Genomic DNA, 16,010 nt, shown 5'->3' on the forward strand with positions numbered 1-16,010 from the left:
TTTATTCCTAAAAGTTAATCTCTTTGGCTGTTTTTGCTTTTTGTAAGATAAAACTAGCAAACTCATCACTAAAATTTGGGCACCAAACAACCTTGTAGAAGCTAAAATTTAGCTCTTTTGCAATCTTTGCATATTCAATAACTAGCTCAAAAATGGTCTCAGAGTTATCTATACAAAAAGAGAGCGGATAGATAAGAGCCTTTTTACTCTTACACTTTGCCAAAATTTCATTTAGTGAGGGCTCTAGCCATTTTACAGGCCCAAGACGCGACTGGTAGGCTAGATTTATCTCTTTGAAGTTTAGTCCACTATCTTTTATCATTTTGCTTAAAATTTGCACATGCTCATTTATGTGCTTTTCGTAGACATCACCTTTATCGATAATTTTTTGAGGCAATGAATGAGCTGAAAAGATAAGCTCCACATCGCTCACATCTATATTATTTATCGCTTCATTTATGTGCGAGATTATGATTTTATTATAAATTTCATCATCATAAAATGGCCCGCAAAGAAAAAATTTAGCCTTTATCTCTAGCTCATCTTTTGCTTTTTTAAAATCATCTAAACTCGAAGTTATTGTAGTTTGCGAATGATGAGGATAAAGTGGCAAAAGCACTATCTCATCAAAATTTTCGTATTTTTTAAGCACATCTTTTGCAAATGGTGAAGTATAGTTCATTGCAAAATCAACTGCATCAAACTCATTTTGTAAGCTTAAAATTTTATCGCAAAGCTTAGCTGTAAGCTCACAAATAGGTGATTTGCCACCTATTTGTTCGTAGTTATGCTTAGCCGTTTTTAGCCTACCTTTTGTGATCATAAAAGCTACAAATTTTCTTAAAAATTTATTCTTTATACCCAAAATATACGGGTCGTTAAACATATTTTTTAGAAAAATTTCTACATCAGCAAGGCTATTTGCCCCACCCATATTCAAAAGCAAAAGTGCCTTTTTCATCAAAACAACTCCTTAATTTTTATCGCATCATCAATGCTTGAAAGCTCGCTACTTTCGCCGCTTTGACAAAGATCATAAAAGGCATCATATTGGGCTTTTATTTCATTGTTTAAAGGATCGGTTTTTAAATTCATCTGACCATTTTCATTTACTCTGTGAAGTTTGTAATCAATAAGATCACCAAAATAAACACCTTCTTTGGCATTTACTTCTATTTTAAAACGTTCTAATGAACCACAAAACGAATCGGTAATGCTCACCAAAATTTGATTTTTCATTTTAATGTTTATTCCAACATTGTCGCATATTTTGGTATTTGTTTTATTTGCCTGAGTATAAAAAAAGCTACAAATTTCACTATCTACTAAATTTTTCGCAAGGTCTATATCGCAAAGTGAAAGCTCATTTATAATATTTCCTTCGCAAAGTGGTCTAAAATGCGCAATTGAAATGCTATAAATTTCTTCTTCTTTTAAAAGTGCCTTTTTTAATGAAACGATGGTTGGGTTAAAGCGCTCATCAACGCCAGTGCAAACTCTTACTTTATTTACCACTGAGGCATATTTTATCTCTTTTAGTTCGCTCACACTTTTAAATATCGGCCTTGAAATCAAGATATTTTGGCAATATTTTGCACACTGACAAAAGGCCTCTACGATCTCATATTGAGGCAAACAAAGTACGACAGCTTGCGGTTGGGCAACTTCTATAAATTTCTTAAACTCATCAAAAAACGGAGCTCTGCAAACATCATCTCTATTTTCTTTATCAAAAACTCCACAAACTTCAAATTTGTCAGAACGCCTCAGCTCCATATAGTGCCGCTTGCCAACCAGATTGTATCCAACAATGCCAATTTTGAGTTTCACTAAAGACCTTTTAGTTATAAATTTTTAGGCTATTTTAATTGCAAATCGCTTTTAAACAAATAAATTTATAAAATATATTAAGCAAAAATTAATTTTGTATTTTTTTATAAATTTACAAACGATTTTTAGCTAAAATCGAGCAAAATTTAAAACTAACGAGGATAAAAATGCAAAATTTAGATATAAGAAAGGCATATCTTGATTTTTTTAAATCAAAAGGTCACGAAGTCGTAGCTTCAGCGCCACTCGTGCCAAACGATGCAACACTACTTTTTACTAATGCCGGTATGGTGCCGTTTAAGAGCATTTTCACAGGCGAAGTGCCACGCCCAACACCACCTATCCGCACTAGCTGTCAGACCTGCATAAGAGCTGGCGGAAAGCACAACGACCTAGATAATGTCGGCTATACAGCGCGCCACCACACATTTTTTGAGATGCTAGGAAATTTTAGCTTTGGTGAATACTTTAAAAAAGAGGCGATCACTTACGCTTGGGAATTTGTAACAGAGGTACTAAAACTACCAAAAGACAAACTTTATGTAACCGTTCATGAAAGTGACGATGAGGCATTTGAAATTTGGAGCACTCACATCGCAAAGGAGAGAATTTACCGCTTTGGCGATCACGATAACTTCTGGCAGATGGGCGATACTGGACCATGCGGCCCTTGCAGTGAAATTTTTTACGATCAAGGCGCTGAACACTTTAACACACCTGAGGACTACATGGGTGGCGATGGCGATAGATTTTTAGAGATCTGGAACCTTGTTTTCATGCAGTATGAAAGAAGTGCGGACGGCAAGCTAAGCCCACTTCCAAAGCCAAGCATTGATACTGGCATGGGACTTGAGCGCGTTACTGCTATCTTGCAAGGTAAATTTAGCAACTACGATAGCACCCTTTTTATGCCGCTCATAAACGAAGTAGCAAAGCTTTGTGGCAAGCCATACGTCTATGAAAGTGGCGCTAGCTACCGCGTCATAAGCGATCACATCCGCTCGGTTACATTTTTGCTAGCTCAAGGTACAACATTTGACAAAGAAGGCCGTGGCTACGTGCTTCGCCGCATCTTACGCCGTGCGATCCGCCATGGATACTTGCTAGGCATAAAAGAGCCATTTATGTATAAGCTTGTCGATAAAGTTTGCGAGCTAATGAGCGAGCACTACACCTATCTAAATGAGAAAAAAGCGGCTGTAAAAGAGCAGATAAAGCTTGAAGAAGAGAGATTTCTAGCGACTATTGCTAGCGGTTTGGAGCTATTTGAGAGCGAGCTTAAAAATACAAAAGAAATTTTTAGCGGAGAGGCTGCGTTTAAGCTTTATGACACATTTGGCTTTCCGCTTGATCTAACAGCTGATATGCTTAGAGAAAAGGGCCTAAAAGTCGATGAGGCAAGGTTTGATGAGCTTATGAGTGAGCAAAAAGCACGTGCAAAAGCTGCCTGGAAAGGCAGTGGCGACAAGAGCGCGAAGGGCGACTTTAAAGAGCTACTTGAAAAATTTGGCGAGAATAAATTTATAGGCTACGAAGAGCTTAAGAGCAAAAGTAAAATTCTAGCCCTGCTTGATGAAGAATTTAAAAATGTAGATAGTTTAGATGCTGGCAAAGAGGGCTGGGTGATGTTTGATGTCACTCCATTTTATGCTCAAAGTGGCGGCCAGTGCGGTGATAGCGGTAAGATAGTAGGCAAAGCAAATGTGCTTGATACGCAAAAATTTCATGGACTAAATTTATCTTTAGTAAAAACTACCGTGGCACTAAAAGTTGGCGATGAAGTAGAGCTTGAAGTTTCTAGCGATAGAGCAGAAACTGCACGTCATCACAGTGCCACACACTTGCTTCATGCAGCCCTTAGAAACGTGCTTGGCACGCATATCGCTCAAGCTGGCTCAAGTGTAGAAGCAGATAGGCTAAGGTTTGACTTCTCTCATCCAAAAGCACTTACTAGCGAAGAAATTTCAAAGGTTGAAAATTTAGTAAATGAGTGGATACTAAATGGTGCTAACTCAAAAACAGAACTTATGAAACTTGAAGATGCTAAAAATAGTGGAGCTATCGCACTATTTAATGAAAAATACGCTGATAATGTAAGAGTCGTTAGCTTTGGCGACGTCAGCAAAGAGCTTTGCGGTGGTACACACGTTAAAAATATAGACGAGATCGGATCGTTTTTCATCACAAAAGAGAGCGGCGTAAGTGCTGGCGTTAGGCGTATCGAGGCTGTTTGCTCAAGGGCTGCGCTAAATTTAGCAAAATCATTTAGAGCTGAGATTGATGAGCTAAAAGATGAGCTAAAGAGTGCCGAGCCACTAAATGCGGTCAAAAAGCTAAAAAATGAATTAAGAGTTTTAAAAGATAAACTAAAAAATGCTAAAAATTCTCATGAGCTAGTCTATTTAGACATAAATAAAACCAAGCTTTGCGTCACAAGCGTAGATGGTGGAGATATAAAAACCTTGATAGATGAGTTTAAAAATGAGCATGAAAGTGCTGCTATTTTGCTAATCCAAGCTGATGAGAGTGGCAAAATTTCTCTTGCAGCTGGAGTTAAAAACGCTCCTTTAAAGGCAGGCGCTTGGGTAAAATTTGCAGCGCAAATCCTAGGTGGCAATGGCGGTGGCAAAGATGACTTTGCAACAGCCGGTGGCAAAGATGCATCAATGATAGAAGATGCGATAAAAGATTCACTTGAGTACGCAAGGCAAGCCTTAGAAAAATGAGTCATTACGATATAGCTTTTATAAAATTTGACCAAGTAGTACTATTTTTGCATGTGTGCTTTGTAGCTCTTTTTGTGGGGCTACAAGCCGGTCTTGTACTTGTTGGAAGCTACTTTATAAAAAATAAATTTGAAGACAAGGAACGCTACCACATATTACTTCACATTATAAGACGCTTTGGCATTGCGATTTTCATACTAATCCTTTGCGTGATAGCGACAAGTGTGGTTATAATTTTTGGATTTTATGATGCAAATTTAACAAATCCTATGGCAAGTGCGATGGTGGCAACAAAATGCGCAATAGAACTATTTTTGCTATTAAATTTAAGCTATATATTTTATAGATACAAAAAGGCCTTAAAAGCACTAAGATCGCATGAAATGATCGAGCTAAACGAAAGTTTGATCGTTATAATTTATTACTTCACACCGCTAAATTTATTAGCTTCTTTAGCAGCTATTTATCTTGGCATAAGCTATAAGGTATTTTTATGATAATACTCGCTTCAAGCTCGCCAACAAGGGCAAATTTATTAAAAGATGCTGGTATAAATTTCACTCAAATTTCTTTCCAGTTTGACGAGAGCAAGATAGAAAAAAATGTAAAGCCTGAAATTTATGTCCAAAATGTCGTAAAAGCTAAAAAAGAGCAATTTTTAAAAGAAAACATGGGTCTTAAAAATTTGCTCTTTGCAGATAGCTGTGTGGCGTGTGGAGATAAAATTTTAGGTAAAGCAAAGGACGAAAAAGAAGCGATTGCCATGCTAAATTTACAAAGCGGTAACGAATGCAGCGTCTATACGGCGATGATATTTTTAGGCGAATTTGAGCTTATAAACGTAAGTAAAACTACGTATAAATTTAAAAAATTTGACGAGCATGACCTTAATGAATACATAAAAAATAATGAGTGGCAAGGCAAGGCTGGAGCCATGACGATAGAAAATTTTAATAAAAAATATATCATCTCCCAACACGGCGAAACTAGCACGGCCATGGGACTAAATTTAAAAATATTAAAGGCATTTTTATGAAATATATCTTGGCATTTATCTTTATAGTTGCCATTTCGCTTGGCGGAGCATTTTTATATTTTTACTCACAAGTTAGATTTGATGCTTACGCTATTATTGATTATAAACCAAAGCTTACAACGCAAATTTTTGATAGAAACAACGAACTCATCGCGAATATCTTTGAAGAAAATAGAATTTACGTAAAGTATAACGACATCCCGCCGCGTGTCATCGAAGCGCTCGTAGCTATCGAGGATACAAGCTACTTTGAGCATGGTGGCATAAACGTAGAAGCTATGGCAAGAGCTGCCATAAAAGATATTAAAGCTAGAAAGCTAGTAGAGGGAGCTTCAACACTAACACAACAGCTCATTAAAAATTTGGCTCTAAGCCGTGAGAAGAAATTTACAAGAAAGATAAAAGAGATCGTGCTTGCCATGAAGCTTGAAAGCGAGCTTAGCAAAGAAGATATCATCGAAAGATACCTAAATCACGTCTATTTTGGACATGGTTACTATGGCATAAAAACAGCAGCTGAGGGATATTTTAGAAAAGAGCTAAATGAGCTAAGCATAAAAGAGGTTGCCATGCTAGTTGGCTTGCCAAAGGCTCCAAGCACTTATGATCCTACAAAGCACCTTGACCTATCACTTAGCCGTGCAAATAGAGTGCTTGAGAGAATGTATAGCATCGGCTGGCTAAACGAGGATGAGTACCGCAAGGGTGTGCTTGAAGAGCCAGCGGTCTTTGACGATACACTCACAAGAAATAAAGCCCCTTACGTAGTCGATGAGATAATAAAAGAGGCTTCAAAGAAATTTGACGATATAAAAACTGGTGGCTATAAGATACAAAGCACAGTTGATCTAAATGTTCAAAAGATCGCTCAAGAAGCTCTAGTCTATGGCTACAATGAAATTTTAAAACGCGACAAAAAAGCAAATGCAGAAATCCTAAATGGAGCTATAGTAGTCACTCATCCACAAAGCGGTCAAATTTTGGCACTAATTGGCGGTATCGACTACGCAAAAAGCAGCTATAACCGCGCCACTCAAAGCAAGCGCCAGCCAGGATCTAGCTTTAAGCCATTTATCTATCAAATAGCACTTGATAGTGGCTACTCAGTCGTTTCTCAAGTGGCTGATATCGCTAGGACATTTGACATGGGAAATGGCAAAGAGTGGACGCCAAAGAATTATAGTGGTGGCTTTCAAGGCTACATCACTATAAAATCAGCAATAACCCAGTCGCGTAACCTCGCAACCATAAATTTGCTAAACGATCTTGGTCTTAGCTCGGTTCGCAAACAGCTTACTGATATGGGCTTTAACGATATCCCAGAAAATTTATCTATCGCACTTGGAAGCTTTGGGATTTCACCGCTTGACTTTGCAAAATTTTACTCGATGTTTCCAAATGAGGGCGAGATGGTTGAGCCGACACTTATTAAGCATATAGAAAATAGCTTTGGGGCCTCGATGGATTATGAACCACAAAGAAAGCAAGTGCTAAAACCAGAACAAGCATTTTTGATGACGACACTTCTTCAAAATGTCGTAAATAATGGTACTGGACGTAACGCAAAAATAAATGGCATCCAAATAGCAGGCAAAACCGGCACAACAAATAATAACATCGATGCTTGGTTTTGTGGTTACTCACCTGATATCGAAGCGATAATCTGGTACGGAAATGACGACAACAGCCCTATGAAAAAGATTGAAGGCGGCGGCAGGACAGCAGCACCTGTGTTTAAAAAATTTATGGAAGGCTACATTAAGCTTTATCCTACTTTAAGACGTGCATTTGAGCAGCCAGATGGTGTTTATAAAGGCTATTATGGCGGCAGTGACGAATACTACACAAACGACTCGCCACTACCTCAAAATATACCGGCAAATGATATCATACAAGACCAAGAAAACGATGGATTATTATTTTAGGAAGATAAGATGAGGATTAAAATTTTACTTTGTTTAGCAGTCGCAAGTATTGCATATGGCGCTAATCTAAATACAGCCAGCAAAAACGAGTTAATGGAGCTTGGGCTAAGCAAAGGCCAAGCGTTAAACATTATAAAATACAGAAAAGCCCATAAATTTAAAAGCATCGATGAACTTGAAAGAGTCCAAGGTATTGGTTTTAACGATATGCAAAAAGTTAAGGCAAAACTTAGCATAAAAGAGAATGCGAAAGTCAAAAAATCTGAAGCAAAAAACTCCAAAGGCAAGAAAAAATAATCTTATTTTTTATTTAAATTTTCTAGTCATTTACACTTGAGTCCTATTATTATGACTTTCTATAAAATAATCCACTCTTTTTTCTATACTCTTTTTCTTATATTTGCAATTATTTTTATCTTATTTTTAGAGAACACTCGAATTTAAGAACCGCATTGCTCCCATACTATCCCATCTACTCAGCTGTAAAACTAGTAAAATCGATCACACAAAAACCACTACCTTTTACTTATGTAACAGATGATGCGGTACTAGCTGATGATAAAAAGAAAATTTTAGTTTTGATAGTTGGCGAGACGCAAAGGAGCAAAAACTACTCGCTAAATTGCTACGCTAAAAACGATACAAACAAATTCACCAAGCAAAAAGATGTGGTAAGTTTTACAAATTTCTACTCATGTGGAACAGCCACAGAGACTAGTGTGCCTTGCCTATTTTCAGACTTAAAGCGAGAAGATTTTAGCAACCGCGAAGCAAAAGCTCGTGAAAATTTAGTTGATATCATCAATAAACTTGGCATAAAAACATACTTTTTTGGCAACAATAGCGGCGGTTGCAAGGGTGTTTGTGACAATCTTGATCAAAACTATACTTCAGATCATTGAGCAGAAAGCTTTGACGAAGTGATATTTAATGAAGCAAAAAAGGTCATCGAAGATGCAAATTCCACCACCTTTATCGTGCTACATCTTCAAGGCTCGCATGGCCCTATCTACTACAAAGGCTACCCAAGCAAATTTAAAGAATTTACCCCAACTTGCGATACTGCCGAGCTAAATAAATGCACGCCAGATGAGATAGCAAATACCTACGACAACACCATTTTATATGAGGACTATCTACAAAGTGAGCTGATAAACGCTCTTGAAGCAAGAAAAGACGAATTTGAAGTCACCATGTTCTTTTTCTCAGATCACGGAGAGAGCTTAGGCGAAAATGACATATATTTACATGATCTAACCTTACTCCATCGCTCCAGATGAGCAAAAGCACATCCCAGCCATAGTCTTTTCAAGCGATAGAGAACTTTTAAAAAGGCTAAAAATTAGAAAAAATGAAAGCCTTTCGCATGATTTTATATTTAGCTCAGTTCTTGGATATTTTGGGGTGAAAACTAAGGCTTACGAGTCAGAATTTGATATTTTTAGGTAGCAAATAAAAAGCCAGCCCAAGCAAGAGCCTGAAGCTGGCGTAAATTTAAAAGCTGATCTCTTTTATATCAGCTACTTTTAGTATCTCGCTATAAATTTGACCGATGATTGCGATGCGATTGTTTCGCACTTTCTCGTTTTCAACGTTTATCATAACTTTGTCAAAAAACTCATCGATCTGTGGTTTTAATGCAAATAGCGCCTTTAGCCTTGGCTCATACGCTAGGCTCTTATCGACCGCTTTAAATGCATCATTTAAGGCCTTTTCAGCATCTATCTCAAAGAGGTTCTCATCGACCTTGCTAAATTTATCATCTTTTATGATGTTTGCAAGGCGTTTAAATGTCGAGAAATTCTCTCTAAAATTTGGCTCGCTAGAAATTTTAGCAAGTGCCTCTATCATCTTGGTTAGCTCCAAGATATCCTTTTCGCCGCTTTTTATGCAAGCTTTTACGATAGAAGAGTTTGCGTCAAAGAAGGTATAGAGCCTATCAAGGATGAAATTTATAAGCACTTCAACGTCAAATTTCTTGTAGTCTTTTGCGATATCTTCTAAAATTTCTTTTACGTTAAATTTCAAATTATGCGCCAAAACGATCTTTATCACGCCATTTGCCGCGCGTCTTAGGGCGTATGGGTCCTTGGTGCCGCTTGGGATTTTGCCGATACTAAAGAGCCCCATTAGCGTATCAAGCTTATTTGAAAGCGCTACAACCGAGCTAAAGACCTTGCTTGGGCACTGCGCCTCCTCGCCGTCTGGCAGATACTGCTCTTTTATGGCTAAAACGACGTTTTCATCTTCATTTTTAGCCTTTGCGTAGTAAGCACCCATGACGCCTTGAAGCTCGGTAAATTCATAAACCATCTGCGTTGTAAGATCAGCCTTGCTTAGCATTACAGCTCGCTCTAGCTTCGCCTCATACTCGCCAGCCTCTTTTTTAAGTAGCTCATCATAGTTATTAGCTAGTTTTTTAGCCACTTTTAGCTCTCTAAGCTCTTTTTCATAGATACTTCCAAGCTCTTTTAGGTAGGTTATATTTTTTAGTTTTTCTGGGCTAAATTCTGCCTTAAGGTCGCTTTGCCAAAAGAACATCGCATCACTTAGCCTTGCTCTTAGCACCTTTTCGTTGCCCTTAATAATAAGCGAGTAGTCATCTGTGATAGCGTTACTAACGACAACGAAGCCATTTGCGAGCTTACCATCTTTAAATACTGGGAAATAGCGCTGATTTTCTTTCATAGAAGTGACGATGACCTCGCTTGGCACCTCTAAAAATTCCTCTTCAAACGAGCCAAGAAGTGCTGTTGGGTACTCGGTAATCGCCACGACTTCAGCTAGAAGATCTCTATCTATCTCGATTTTTAACCCGCTTTTTTGGCTGATCTTTTCAAACTCATCAAGGATTATTTTTTCTCTCTCGGCAGCTTCAAGCACGACGCCGCGACTTTTTGAGCCTTCAAAATACTCTTTTATATTTGATATTTTTATCATGTCGTAGCTAACGCTTCTGTGCGGATAAGTAGAGTCGCCACTTGCCACGCCAAATTTATTAAATTTAATGACCTCTTCACCAAGCAAACACAAAAACGATCTTATCGGGCGGATAAACTCGAACTCGCCATTGCCCCAGCGCATAGACTTGCCAAAATTTAGGCTCTTTAGAAACTCCTCAACCATGTCGCCCATTATCTTAGCGACTGGCTCGCCCTTTACCTCTTTTTCGTAGTAAAGCACCTCTTTGCCATCTATCTCTTTAAATTTAAGCTCGCTCTCATCTATGCCACATTTGCTAGCAAAGCTAAGTGCCGCCTTTGTAAAGACTCCGTCTTTTAGCGCTACTTGCTTTGGCGCGCCAACGAAACTAGCCACGCTATCAGGCTGTGCTTGTGGAAATTTCTCATGAAAAAAGACCAAACGACGTGGCGTGTAATAAAATTTAAACTCACTTGTGATGTTATATTTTTCAAGTACAGCCTGCCATTTAGCATTGATGCTTGGCAACTCCCTTAAAAACGGTATCGCTGGAAGCTCCTCGACTCCAATCTCTAATAATAACTCTTTCATATTTCACTCTTTTTATTAAAATTTTCTCTTTTTTCTCTTATCATCTCTCTTACTTTCTCCTTTTCTTGCGCCTGCAAAATGACGCCCCTTATCATAAAAATGGCAAATAAAACAAACGCCACTATCATAAAAATATCTAAAATTTGCACTTTCTACTCCACGACGATTTGATTTTCTCTTTTGTAAATTTGCACTCTTACATTTTCAAAAATTTGTTCGCCTTGTTTTAGCTTTTTCTTACTATAAACCCTAATCTTTCCATATGGCGTATGTAAATAGCGACCTACTAGATTGCCAGAAATTTTAGCTATCACGTCGCCACTTCTTGCCTCATTTAGATGTGAAGCATCGAGTAAATTTTCACTCACGTCTTTAGTGCCGTATTCATTTATTATCTCATAAGAGCTCACCTCAAGAGCATCTTTATAAACTTTCATGCGCCTTACCAAAATGTCTAGCTCTTTGCCCACAGTTACGTTATTTTTGGGATCATAGACATAAATTCCACGGTGATCTTTTGAGATGATAAAGCCTTTTTTATCTTTTAGTATAACAACTGCCCTATCAACAAGCACTGGTAAGTCCTCTGGATTTGCAAAAAGTGCGTCTATATCAGCATTTTTATACTTTTGCTCGCTTGTTTTTTTACTAGCTTTGTCTTTATCGGATTTAAAAATTTTACTTACTATTCCGCTTTTAGCTGGGCTTGGATCAGTTGAGATTTTAAACTTTAACGCAAAGTGATCTGAGTAAAGATCGCTCCTAGCAAAACCATTTTCATCGACTGCAAAGCTTGGTTTAAAGACCTCAAAACTGCCTGAGATATAGCTAAGATCGCCACTTTCTATAAAACTAGGTGAGATTAAAACATGATCGATCGCCCTCTTTTTACCGTGCACTGCGTGAGAGTATCTATCATTTGGCGCTAATTCCTTGTAAAGGTCGTAAAATTTACGTGTTACAATGATATCGTTTAAGATAGACTTTTGCCCAAAAGGCGAATTAAAATCACCCAAAATAATCGCATTTTTCTCTTTGCCTAGAGCCGTTCTTAACGTTTTTTCAGCCTTTTTTTGCATATTTATGCCATTTTTATAAGTTGGAAAGTGATTTACAAATATGCTAAATTTCTTACCTTCTACCTCAAAAACAACCTTTAAAATATTTCTCGTCTTTACATTTGGAACTTTAAAAATTTCACTGCCACTTGGCTGCAACTTTGAAATAAGCCCAAGCCCAACAGGCGAGTTTTTCTCCTTTGTAAAGCTTACAAATTTATACTCGCTATCACTTACCAGAGCTTTTAAAACCTGCTCATTTTCGATCTCTTGAAGTGCAATAATGTCAGTATTTAGTGCATTTATGACTTGTCTTGTCCTTTGTAGTTTTGAATCAGCCGCCTCGCAGTCCCACTTTGATACGCCTACTTTAAAGTCAAGATACTCGCTACCATCATCTTTGCAATCAAATAAATTTTGCACATTATAAGTTGCGATGCTAATTTCACTCGCAAATGCCGCTAAAATAGTAAAAACCAAAGCAAAAACTACTCTCAAATCTCACTCCTAAAGTCAAATTCAGTGATATTTTGCCTGATCGCCTCATAAGCGATAATGCCAGCGCTCATAGCTAAATTTAAGCTCCTGCCCTCTTTTCCCATTGGTATGGTTATGGCGTTTTTAAAATTTATATCCATAAATTCTCTTGGCAGTCCAGTACTCTCGCCACCAAAAAATATAAAATCTCCTGGCTTAAACTCGGCCTCGTAGTAAAGCCTATTTGTCTTTGTAGTAGCGAAGAAAAATCTATCCTTGTGGCTTAAGTTTGCTTCTAAAAATTCTTCCAAACTATCCCAAATTTTTGGATTTAAAATTTTCCAGTAGTCAAGCCCTGCTCGTCTAACAGCCTTTTCACTCAGATCAAACACAGTGGGCTTAACGATATGTAGCTTTAAATTTGCATTAACGCACATTCTACCGATAGCTCCAGTATTTTGCGGTATCTGAGGATGAACTAAGACTATGTTAAACATAAGCTTTCTTTGCCTTAAAAAGTGTTATAAACTAGCCTATTTTAGCCAAAATGGGCTTTTAAGAGTTTTAAAGACTAATCTTTTCTAGGCTTATGCTCGCTTAGATATTTTGAAATTTCAAGCTCTTGCCTACGTTTTATCTCTTTTGCGATCTCTTCGTTTTTAAAACCAGCTGATAAAATTTCTGCCACATCAACTTTTGCATCAAATTTTGCCTCATAAATTCCAAGCTTCTTGGCACGCTCTATCCGCTCTTTATTATAAGCTCCAAGCCATGATTTTATGGGCATATTTAGGGCAATTTGCATTAGCTCTTTATCGCTTGGTATATCCTTAAAATAAGGCTGCTTTAAGATAGAAAAGTAGCTCTTTGGTAGACGCATTTTCTCTAAAATTTCTTTTGCATTAGACTCAAAATTTCCAAAAAGTAGATATAAAAATAATCTCTCATCATCCACAAATTCTCTAGCACTCTTAAGATAGCTTAAAAACCCATCATCCATAGAAATTTGCACGCCAAAAATTTCTTTAAAAAGTCCAAGTTCAAAAAGATAGTAAGCTCCCTTTTCAAGATGCTTTGCACGAAAAAATTTAATAAGCTCAGTATTTATCCTATCTCTGCTTAGATGCTCTAAACTAAGGCTTTTCATAAGAGCTAGCGTCTCATCAGCTATGCTAAAATCAAGCCTCGCGCTAAACTGTACACCACGAAGTACCCTTAGTGGATCTTCTTTAAATTTATCACTATCAATGTGCTTTAATGTCTTGTTTGCTAGATCTTGCTTTCCGCCGTAAAAGTCTAAAATTTCTCCGTTAAAGATATTCATCATCATGGCATTTATCGTGAAATCTCGCCTAAGGCTCGCTATTTTGGGATCATTAATATAGCTTACCGCAAAGTCTTTGTGTGAATTTCCAGTTTTGCTCTCACTTCTTGGAAGCCCAATGTCGTAGTTTTTGTATTTATAAATGAAGTAGCTTTTACCAACACCGCTAGCACCTATACTAGCCATTAGCTCATTAAATTTAGTAGGCTCAATATCATAAACCTCGATGTCATAATCATAAATTTCTCGCCCCAAAAATGCATCTCTCACGCAGCCACCAACTAGATAGACACGTGAAGTAAATGGAGCAAATAGCGATCTAAAAAAGTCTAGCTCGCTATTTTTATAAATTTCATTTTTGATTTTTATCTCATTTTTTAAGCCGTCTAATGGCTTATTTTGAGAGATTTTGGAGTCTATTTTCGATATTTGCAAGGGTAAATTCTAAAAATTTTGTCGTTAGCTCAAGCCTTGAAGCAAGATTTTGTTCACTAGTTTGTTTAAGCCCTTCAAAAAGCACTTCTATGCGTTCAGCAAGGTTTGCTAAGAAAATTTTCTCTTCGCTCACCTCTCTATTTTTTATTGGACTTACTGGCTCCTCTTTTACCTCAAACGCTTGCTCATTTTGTAAATTTGCCTCAACTTTTAGCTCGTTATTTAGCGCATTTTCATTATTCTCTATGGCCAAAAGCTCTTTTTTTAGATTCTCACGCTCGAGCTCTTCTTGCTTCTTACTTTGCAATGCTTCTATTTTTTCAAGCTCAGCGCTAACCTCACTGATTGCCATTCTAGCGATATCATCAAGCTTCATAATCTTATCAACCACCTTTTAAATTCATTTATCTCTTCATCACTTTTCATCGCTATAAAAAACTCTTTCATCTGCTCGTTTTTTATCGCTCGCTCTTTGCGAAGTCCACTCAGGCGGTTTATCGCGCTAAGAGCGTCTTTGTTTGACGGATCTTGCTTTAAGATATTTTTATAAATTTCAAGTGCATCATCTTTTAGCCCCTGAGCTTCGTAGATCAGTGCTTCAGTGATTGTGTTTTTCATTTTTTGATAAATCCTGCGATAACATCACCTATCTCGCTAGTTGAGCAAATTTCAACCGCATTAAAAGCGGCGATATCTTTTGTTCTATAACCTTTTGCTAGTGCCTCTTTCACAGCATTTTCTATCGCATCTGCGGCTTCATTTTCACTAAATGCGTATCTTAGCATCATAGCTGCGCTTAAAATTGTTGCGATTGGATTTGCTATGCCCTGCCCTGCGATGTCTGGAGCTGAGCCGTGTATTGGCTCATAAATTCCCACTTTGCCGCCCATGCTAGCACTTGGCAAAAGTCCTATCGAGCCACAGACCATACTCGCCTCATCACTTAAAATGTCGCCGAATAAATTTTCAGTAAGTATGACGTCAAAATTTGCTGGCGCTCTTACTAGCTGCATCGCTGCGTTATCGACATACATAAAGCTAAGTTCTACTTCAGGATAGCCCTTTGCCACTTCGCTAGTCACCTCACGCCAAAGCTGACTTGTCTCAAGCACATTTGCCTTATCGACCATACAGACCTTTTTCTTGCGAAGCATTGCTGTTTCAAAGGCGATCTTTGCGATGCGCTCGATCTCCATTTTAGAATAAACCATCGTATTAAACGCTCTATCTTCGCCTTTTTCACGTGGCTGTCCAAAATAAAGTCCGCCCGTTAGCTCACGAACCACGACAAAATCAACGCCTCTTAAAACCTCTGGCTTTAGCGTGCTAGCATCCACTAGCTCATCAAAAACAATGGCTGGGCGTAAATTTGCATAAGCTTCAAGCTCTTTTCTAATCTTTAAAAGCCCACTCTCTGGCCTTAGATGTCTTGGCAAGCTATCCCACTTCTCGCCGCCGATCGCCCCAAAAAGCACAGCATCAGAGTTTAGAGCAGAACTAAGAGTCTCATCTGGCAAAGGCACGCCAAATACATCATAAGCTGCACCACCCATAAGCTTGTAGTCGTACTCAAATTTTATCCCAAACTCAGCACTTACGACGTCTAGAATTTTGATCGCTTCGTCGATTATTTCAGGGCCTATACCATCGCCTTTTATAACACAAATTTTATACTTTTTCATGTTT

15 protein-coding genes and 1 pseudogene are annotated in these 16,010 nt (G+C 37.9%); 6 read left to right on the forward strand and 10 right to left on the reverse strand.

The window, feature by feature from the left end:
• Positions 1–7: 7 nt before the first annotated feature.
• Both hemH and CVT17_RS06045 read right to left on the reverse strand, forming a co-directional pair.
• Positions 8–961 carry a ferrochelatase gene (gene hemH / locus CVT17_RS06040; RefSeq protein WP_107858923.1) on the reverse strand — a complete coding sequence of 318 codons (954 nt, stop codon included), beginning with the start codon at positions 959–961 and terminating at the stop codon, positions 8–10.
• Complete coding sequence (locus CVT17_RS06045) at positions 961–1,830, reverse strand: Gfo/Idh/MocA family protein (RefSeq protein WP_107776484.1); 870 nt, start codon at positions 1,828–1,830, stop codon at positions 961–963. The genes hemH and CVT17_RS06045 overlap by 1 nt, the downstream gene beginning before the upstream one ends.
• A 167-nt stretch (positions 1,831–1,997) precedes the next feature.
• Between CVT17_RS06045 and alaS the strand changes: the two genes are divergently transcribed.
• The 6 genes and pseudogenes from alaS to CVT17_RS06075 all read left to right on the forward strand — a co-directional run bounded on the left by alaS (position 1,998) and on the right by CVT17_RS06075 (position 8,797).
• The gene (gene alaS, locus CVT17_RS06050; RefSeq protein ID WP_107770185.1) at positions 1,998–4,556 is read left to right on the forward strand and encodes an alanine--tRNA ligase; all 2,559 of its coding nucleotides are present in this window, start codon (positions 1,998–2,000) and stop codon (positions 4,554–4,556) included.
• On the forward strand, positions 4,553–5,053 hold the full coding sequence (locus CVT17_RS06055) for a 3-isopropylmalate dehydratase (RefSeq protein WP_084042051.1): 501 nt from the start codon (positions 4,553–4,555) through the stop codon (positions 5,051–5,053). Before alaS ends, CVT17_RS06055 begins: the two co-directional genes overlap by 4 nt.
• Positions 5,050–5,592, forward strand: a complete 543-nt coding sequence (gene maf / locus CVT17_RS06060; RefSeq protein WP_107686902.1) for a septum formation inhibitor Maf — start codon at positions 5,050–5,052, stop codon at positions 5,590–5,592. The genes CVT17_RS06055 and maf overlap by 4 nt, the downstream gene beginning before the upstream one ends.
• On the forward strand, positions 5,589–7,517 hold the full coding sequence (locus CVT17_RS06065) for a transglycosylase domain-containing protein (protein WP_107691670.1): 1,929 nt from the start codon (positions 5,589–5,591) through the stop codon (positions 7,515–7,517). The genes maf and CVT17_RS06065 overlap by 4 nt, the downstream gene beginning before the upstream one ends.
• Positions 7,518–7,526: 9 nt before the next feature.
• Positions 7,527–7,814, forward strand: a complete 288-nt coding sequence (locus CVT17_RS06070; protein WP_107770183.1) for a ComEA family DNA-binding protein — start codon at positions 7,527–7,529, stop codon at positions 7,812–7,814.
• 281 nt (positions 7,815–8,095) lie between these two features.
• Positions 8,096–8,797 (forward strand): annotated as a pseudogene (locus tag CVT17_RS06075) (phosphoethanolamine transferase).
• A 214-nt stretch (positions 8,798–9,011) separates the two neighbouring features.
• Here the strand turns inward: CVT17_RS06075 and glyS are convergent.
• The 8 genes from glyS to leuB all read right to left on the reverse strand — a co-directional run bounded on the left by glyS (position 9,012) and on the right by leuB (position 16,006).
• A complete protein-coding gene (glyS, locus tag CVT17_RS06080; protein ID WP_107858922.1) occupies positions 9,012–11,030 on the reverse strand; it encodes a glycine--tRNA ligase subunit beta in 2,019 nt (672 codons plus the stop codon).
• Positions 11,027–11,179, reverse strand: a complete 153-nt coding sequence (locus CVT17_RS06085) for a hypothetical protein (RefSeq protein WP_159070458.1) — start codon at positions 11,177–11,179, stop codon at positions 11,027–11,029. The genes glyS and CVT17_RS06085 overlap by 4 nt, the downstream gene beginning before the upstream one ends.
• Positions 11,180–11,182: 3 nt before the next feature.
• Positions 11,183–12,586, reverse strand: coding sequence for an endonuclease/exonuclease/phosphatase family protein (locus CVT17_RS06090; protein ID WP_107858921.1), 1,404 nt, complete (start codon positions 12,584–12,586; stop codon positions 11,183–11,185).
• Positions 12,583–13,062, reverse strand: a complete 480-nt coding sequence (locus CVT17_RS06095) for a tRNA (cytidine(34)-2'-O)-methyltransferase (RefSeq protein WP_085658320.1) — start codon at positions 13,060–13,062, stop codon at positions 12,583–12,585. The genes CVT17_RS06090 and CVT17_RS06095 overlap by 4 nt, the downstream gene beginning before the upstream one ends.
• A gap of 74 nt (positions 13,063–13,136) precedes the next feature.
• The gene (locus tag CVT17_RS06100; protein WP_107858920.1) at positions 13,137–14,324 is read right to left on the reverse strand and encodes a CCA tRNA nucleotidyltransferase; all 1,188 of its coding nucleotides are present in this window, start codon (positions 14,322–14,324) and stop codon (positions 13,137–13,139) included.
• Entirely contained in the window at positions 14,284–14,700 is a 417-nt protein-coding gene (locus CVT17_RS06105) for a CiaD-like domain-containing protein (protein WP_103623912.1), read from the reverse strand. Before CVT17_RS06105 ends, CVT17_RS06100 begins: the two co-directional genes overlap by 41 nt.
• Positions 14,697–14,942, reverse strand: a complete 246-nt coding sequence (locus tag CVT17_RS06110) for a hypothetical protein (RefSeq protein WP_021091490.1) — start codon at positions 14,940–14,942, stop codon at positions 14,697–14,699. Before CVT17_RS06110 ends, CVT17_RS06105 begins: the two co-directional genes overlap by 4 nt.
• Positions 14,939–16,006 carry a 3-isopropylmalate dehydrogenase gene (leuB, locus tag CVT17_RS06115; protein WP_107858919.1) on the reverse strand — a complete coding sequence of 356 codons (1,068 nt, stop codon included), beginning with the start codon at positions 16,004–16,006 and terminating at the stop codon, positions 14,939–14,941. Before leuB ends, CVT17_RS06110 begins: the two co-directional genes overlap by 4 nt.
• Between the last annotated feature and the right edge of the window lie 4 nt (positions 16,007–16,010).

The organism is Campylobacter concisus, assembly GCF_003048775.2.
GTDB classification, from domain to species: Bacteria; Campylobacterota; Campylobacteria; order Campylobacterales; family Campylobacteraceae; genus Campylobacter_A; species Campylobacter_A concisus_I.

Excerpts from the sequence above, each read along its gene's own strand:
- hemH (WP_107858923.1), bottom strand. The coding sequence starts at position 961 with ATGAAAAAGGCACTTTTGCTTTTGAATATGGGTGGGGCAAATAGCCTT.
- alaS (WP_107770185.1), top strand. The coding sequence starts at position 1,998 with ATGCAAAATTTAGATATAAGAAAGGCATATCTTGATTTTTTTAAATCA.
- CVT17_RS06055 (WP_084042051.1), top strand. The coding sequence starts at position 4,553 with ATGAGTCATTACGATATAGCTTTTATAAAATTTGACCAAGTAGTACTA.
- maf (WP_107686902.1), top strand. The coding sequence starts at position 5,050 with ATGATAATACTCGCTTCAAGCTCGCCAACAAGGGCAAATTTATTAAAA.
- CVT17_RS06065 (WP_107691670.1), top strand. The coding sequence starts at position 5,589 with ATGAAATATATCTTGGCATTTATCTTTATAGTTGCCATTTCGCTTGGC.
- CVT17_RS06070 (WP_107770183.1), top strand. The coding sequence starts at position 7,527 with ATGAGGATTAAAATTTTACTTTGTTTAGCAGTCGCAAGTATTGCATAT.
- glyS (WP_107858922.1), bottom strand. The coding sequence starts at position 11,030 with ATGAAAGAGTTATTATTAGAGATTGGAGTCGAGGAGCTTCCAGCGATA.
- CVT17_RS06095 (WP_085658320.1), bottom strand. The coding sequence starts at position 13,062 with ATGTTTAACATAGTCTTAGTTCATCCTCAGATACCGCAAAATACTGGA.
- CVT17_RS06105 (WP_103623912.1), bottom strand. The coding sequence starts at position 14,700 with ATGAAGCTTGATGATATCGCTAGAATGGCAATCAGTGAGGTTAGCGCT.
- CVT17_RS06110 (WP_021091490.1), bottom strand. The coding sequence starts at position 14,942 with ATGAAAAACACAATCACTGAAGCACTGATCTACGAAGCTCAGGGGCTA.
- leuB (WP_107858919.1), bottom strand. The coding sequence starts at position 16,006 with ATGAAAAAGTATAAAATTTGTGTTATAAAAGGCGATGGTATAGGCCCT.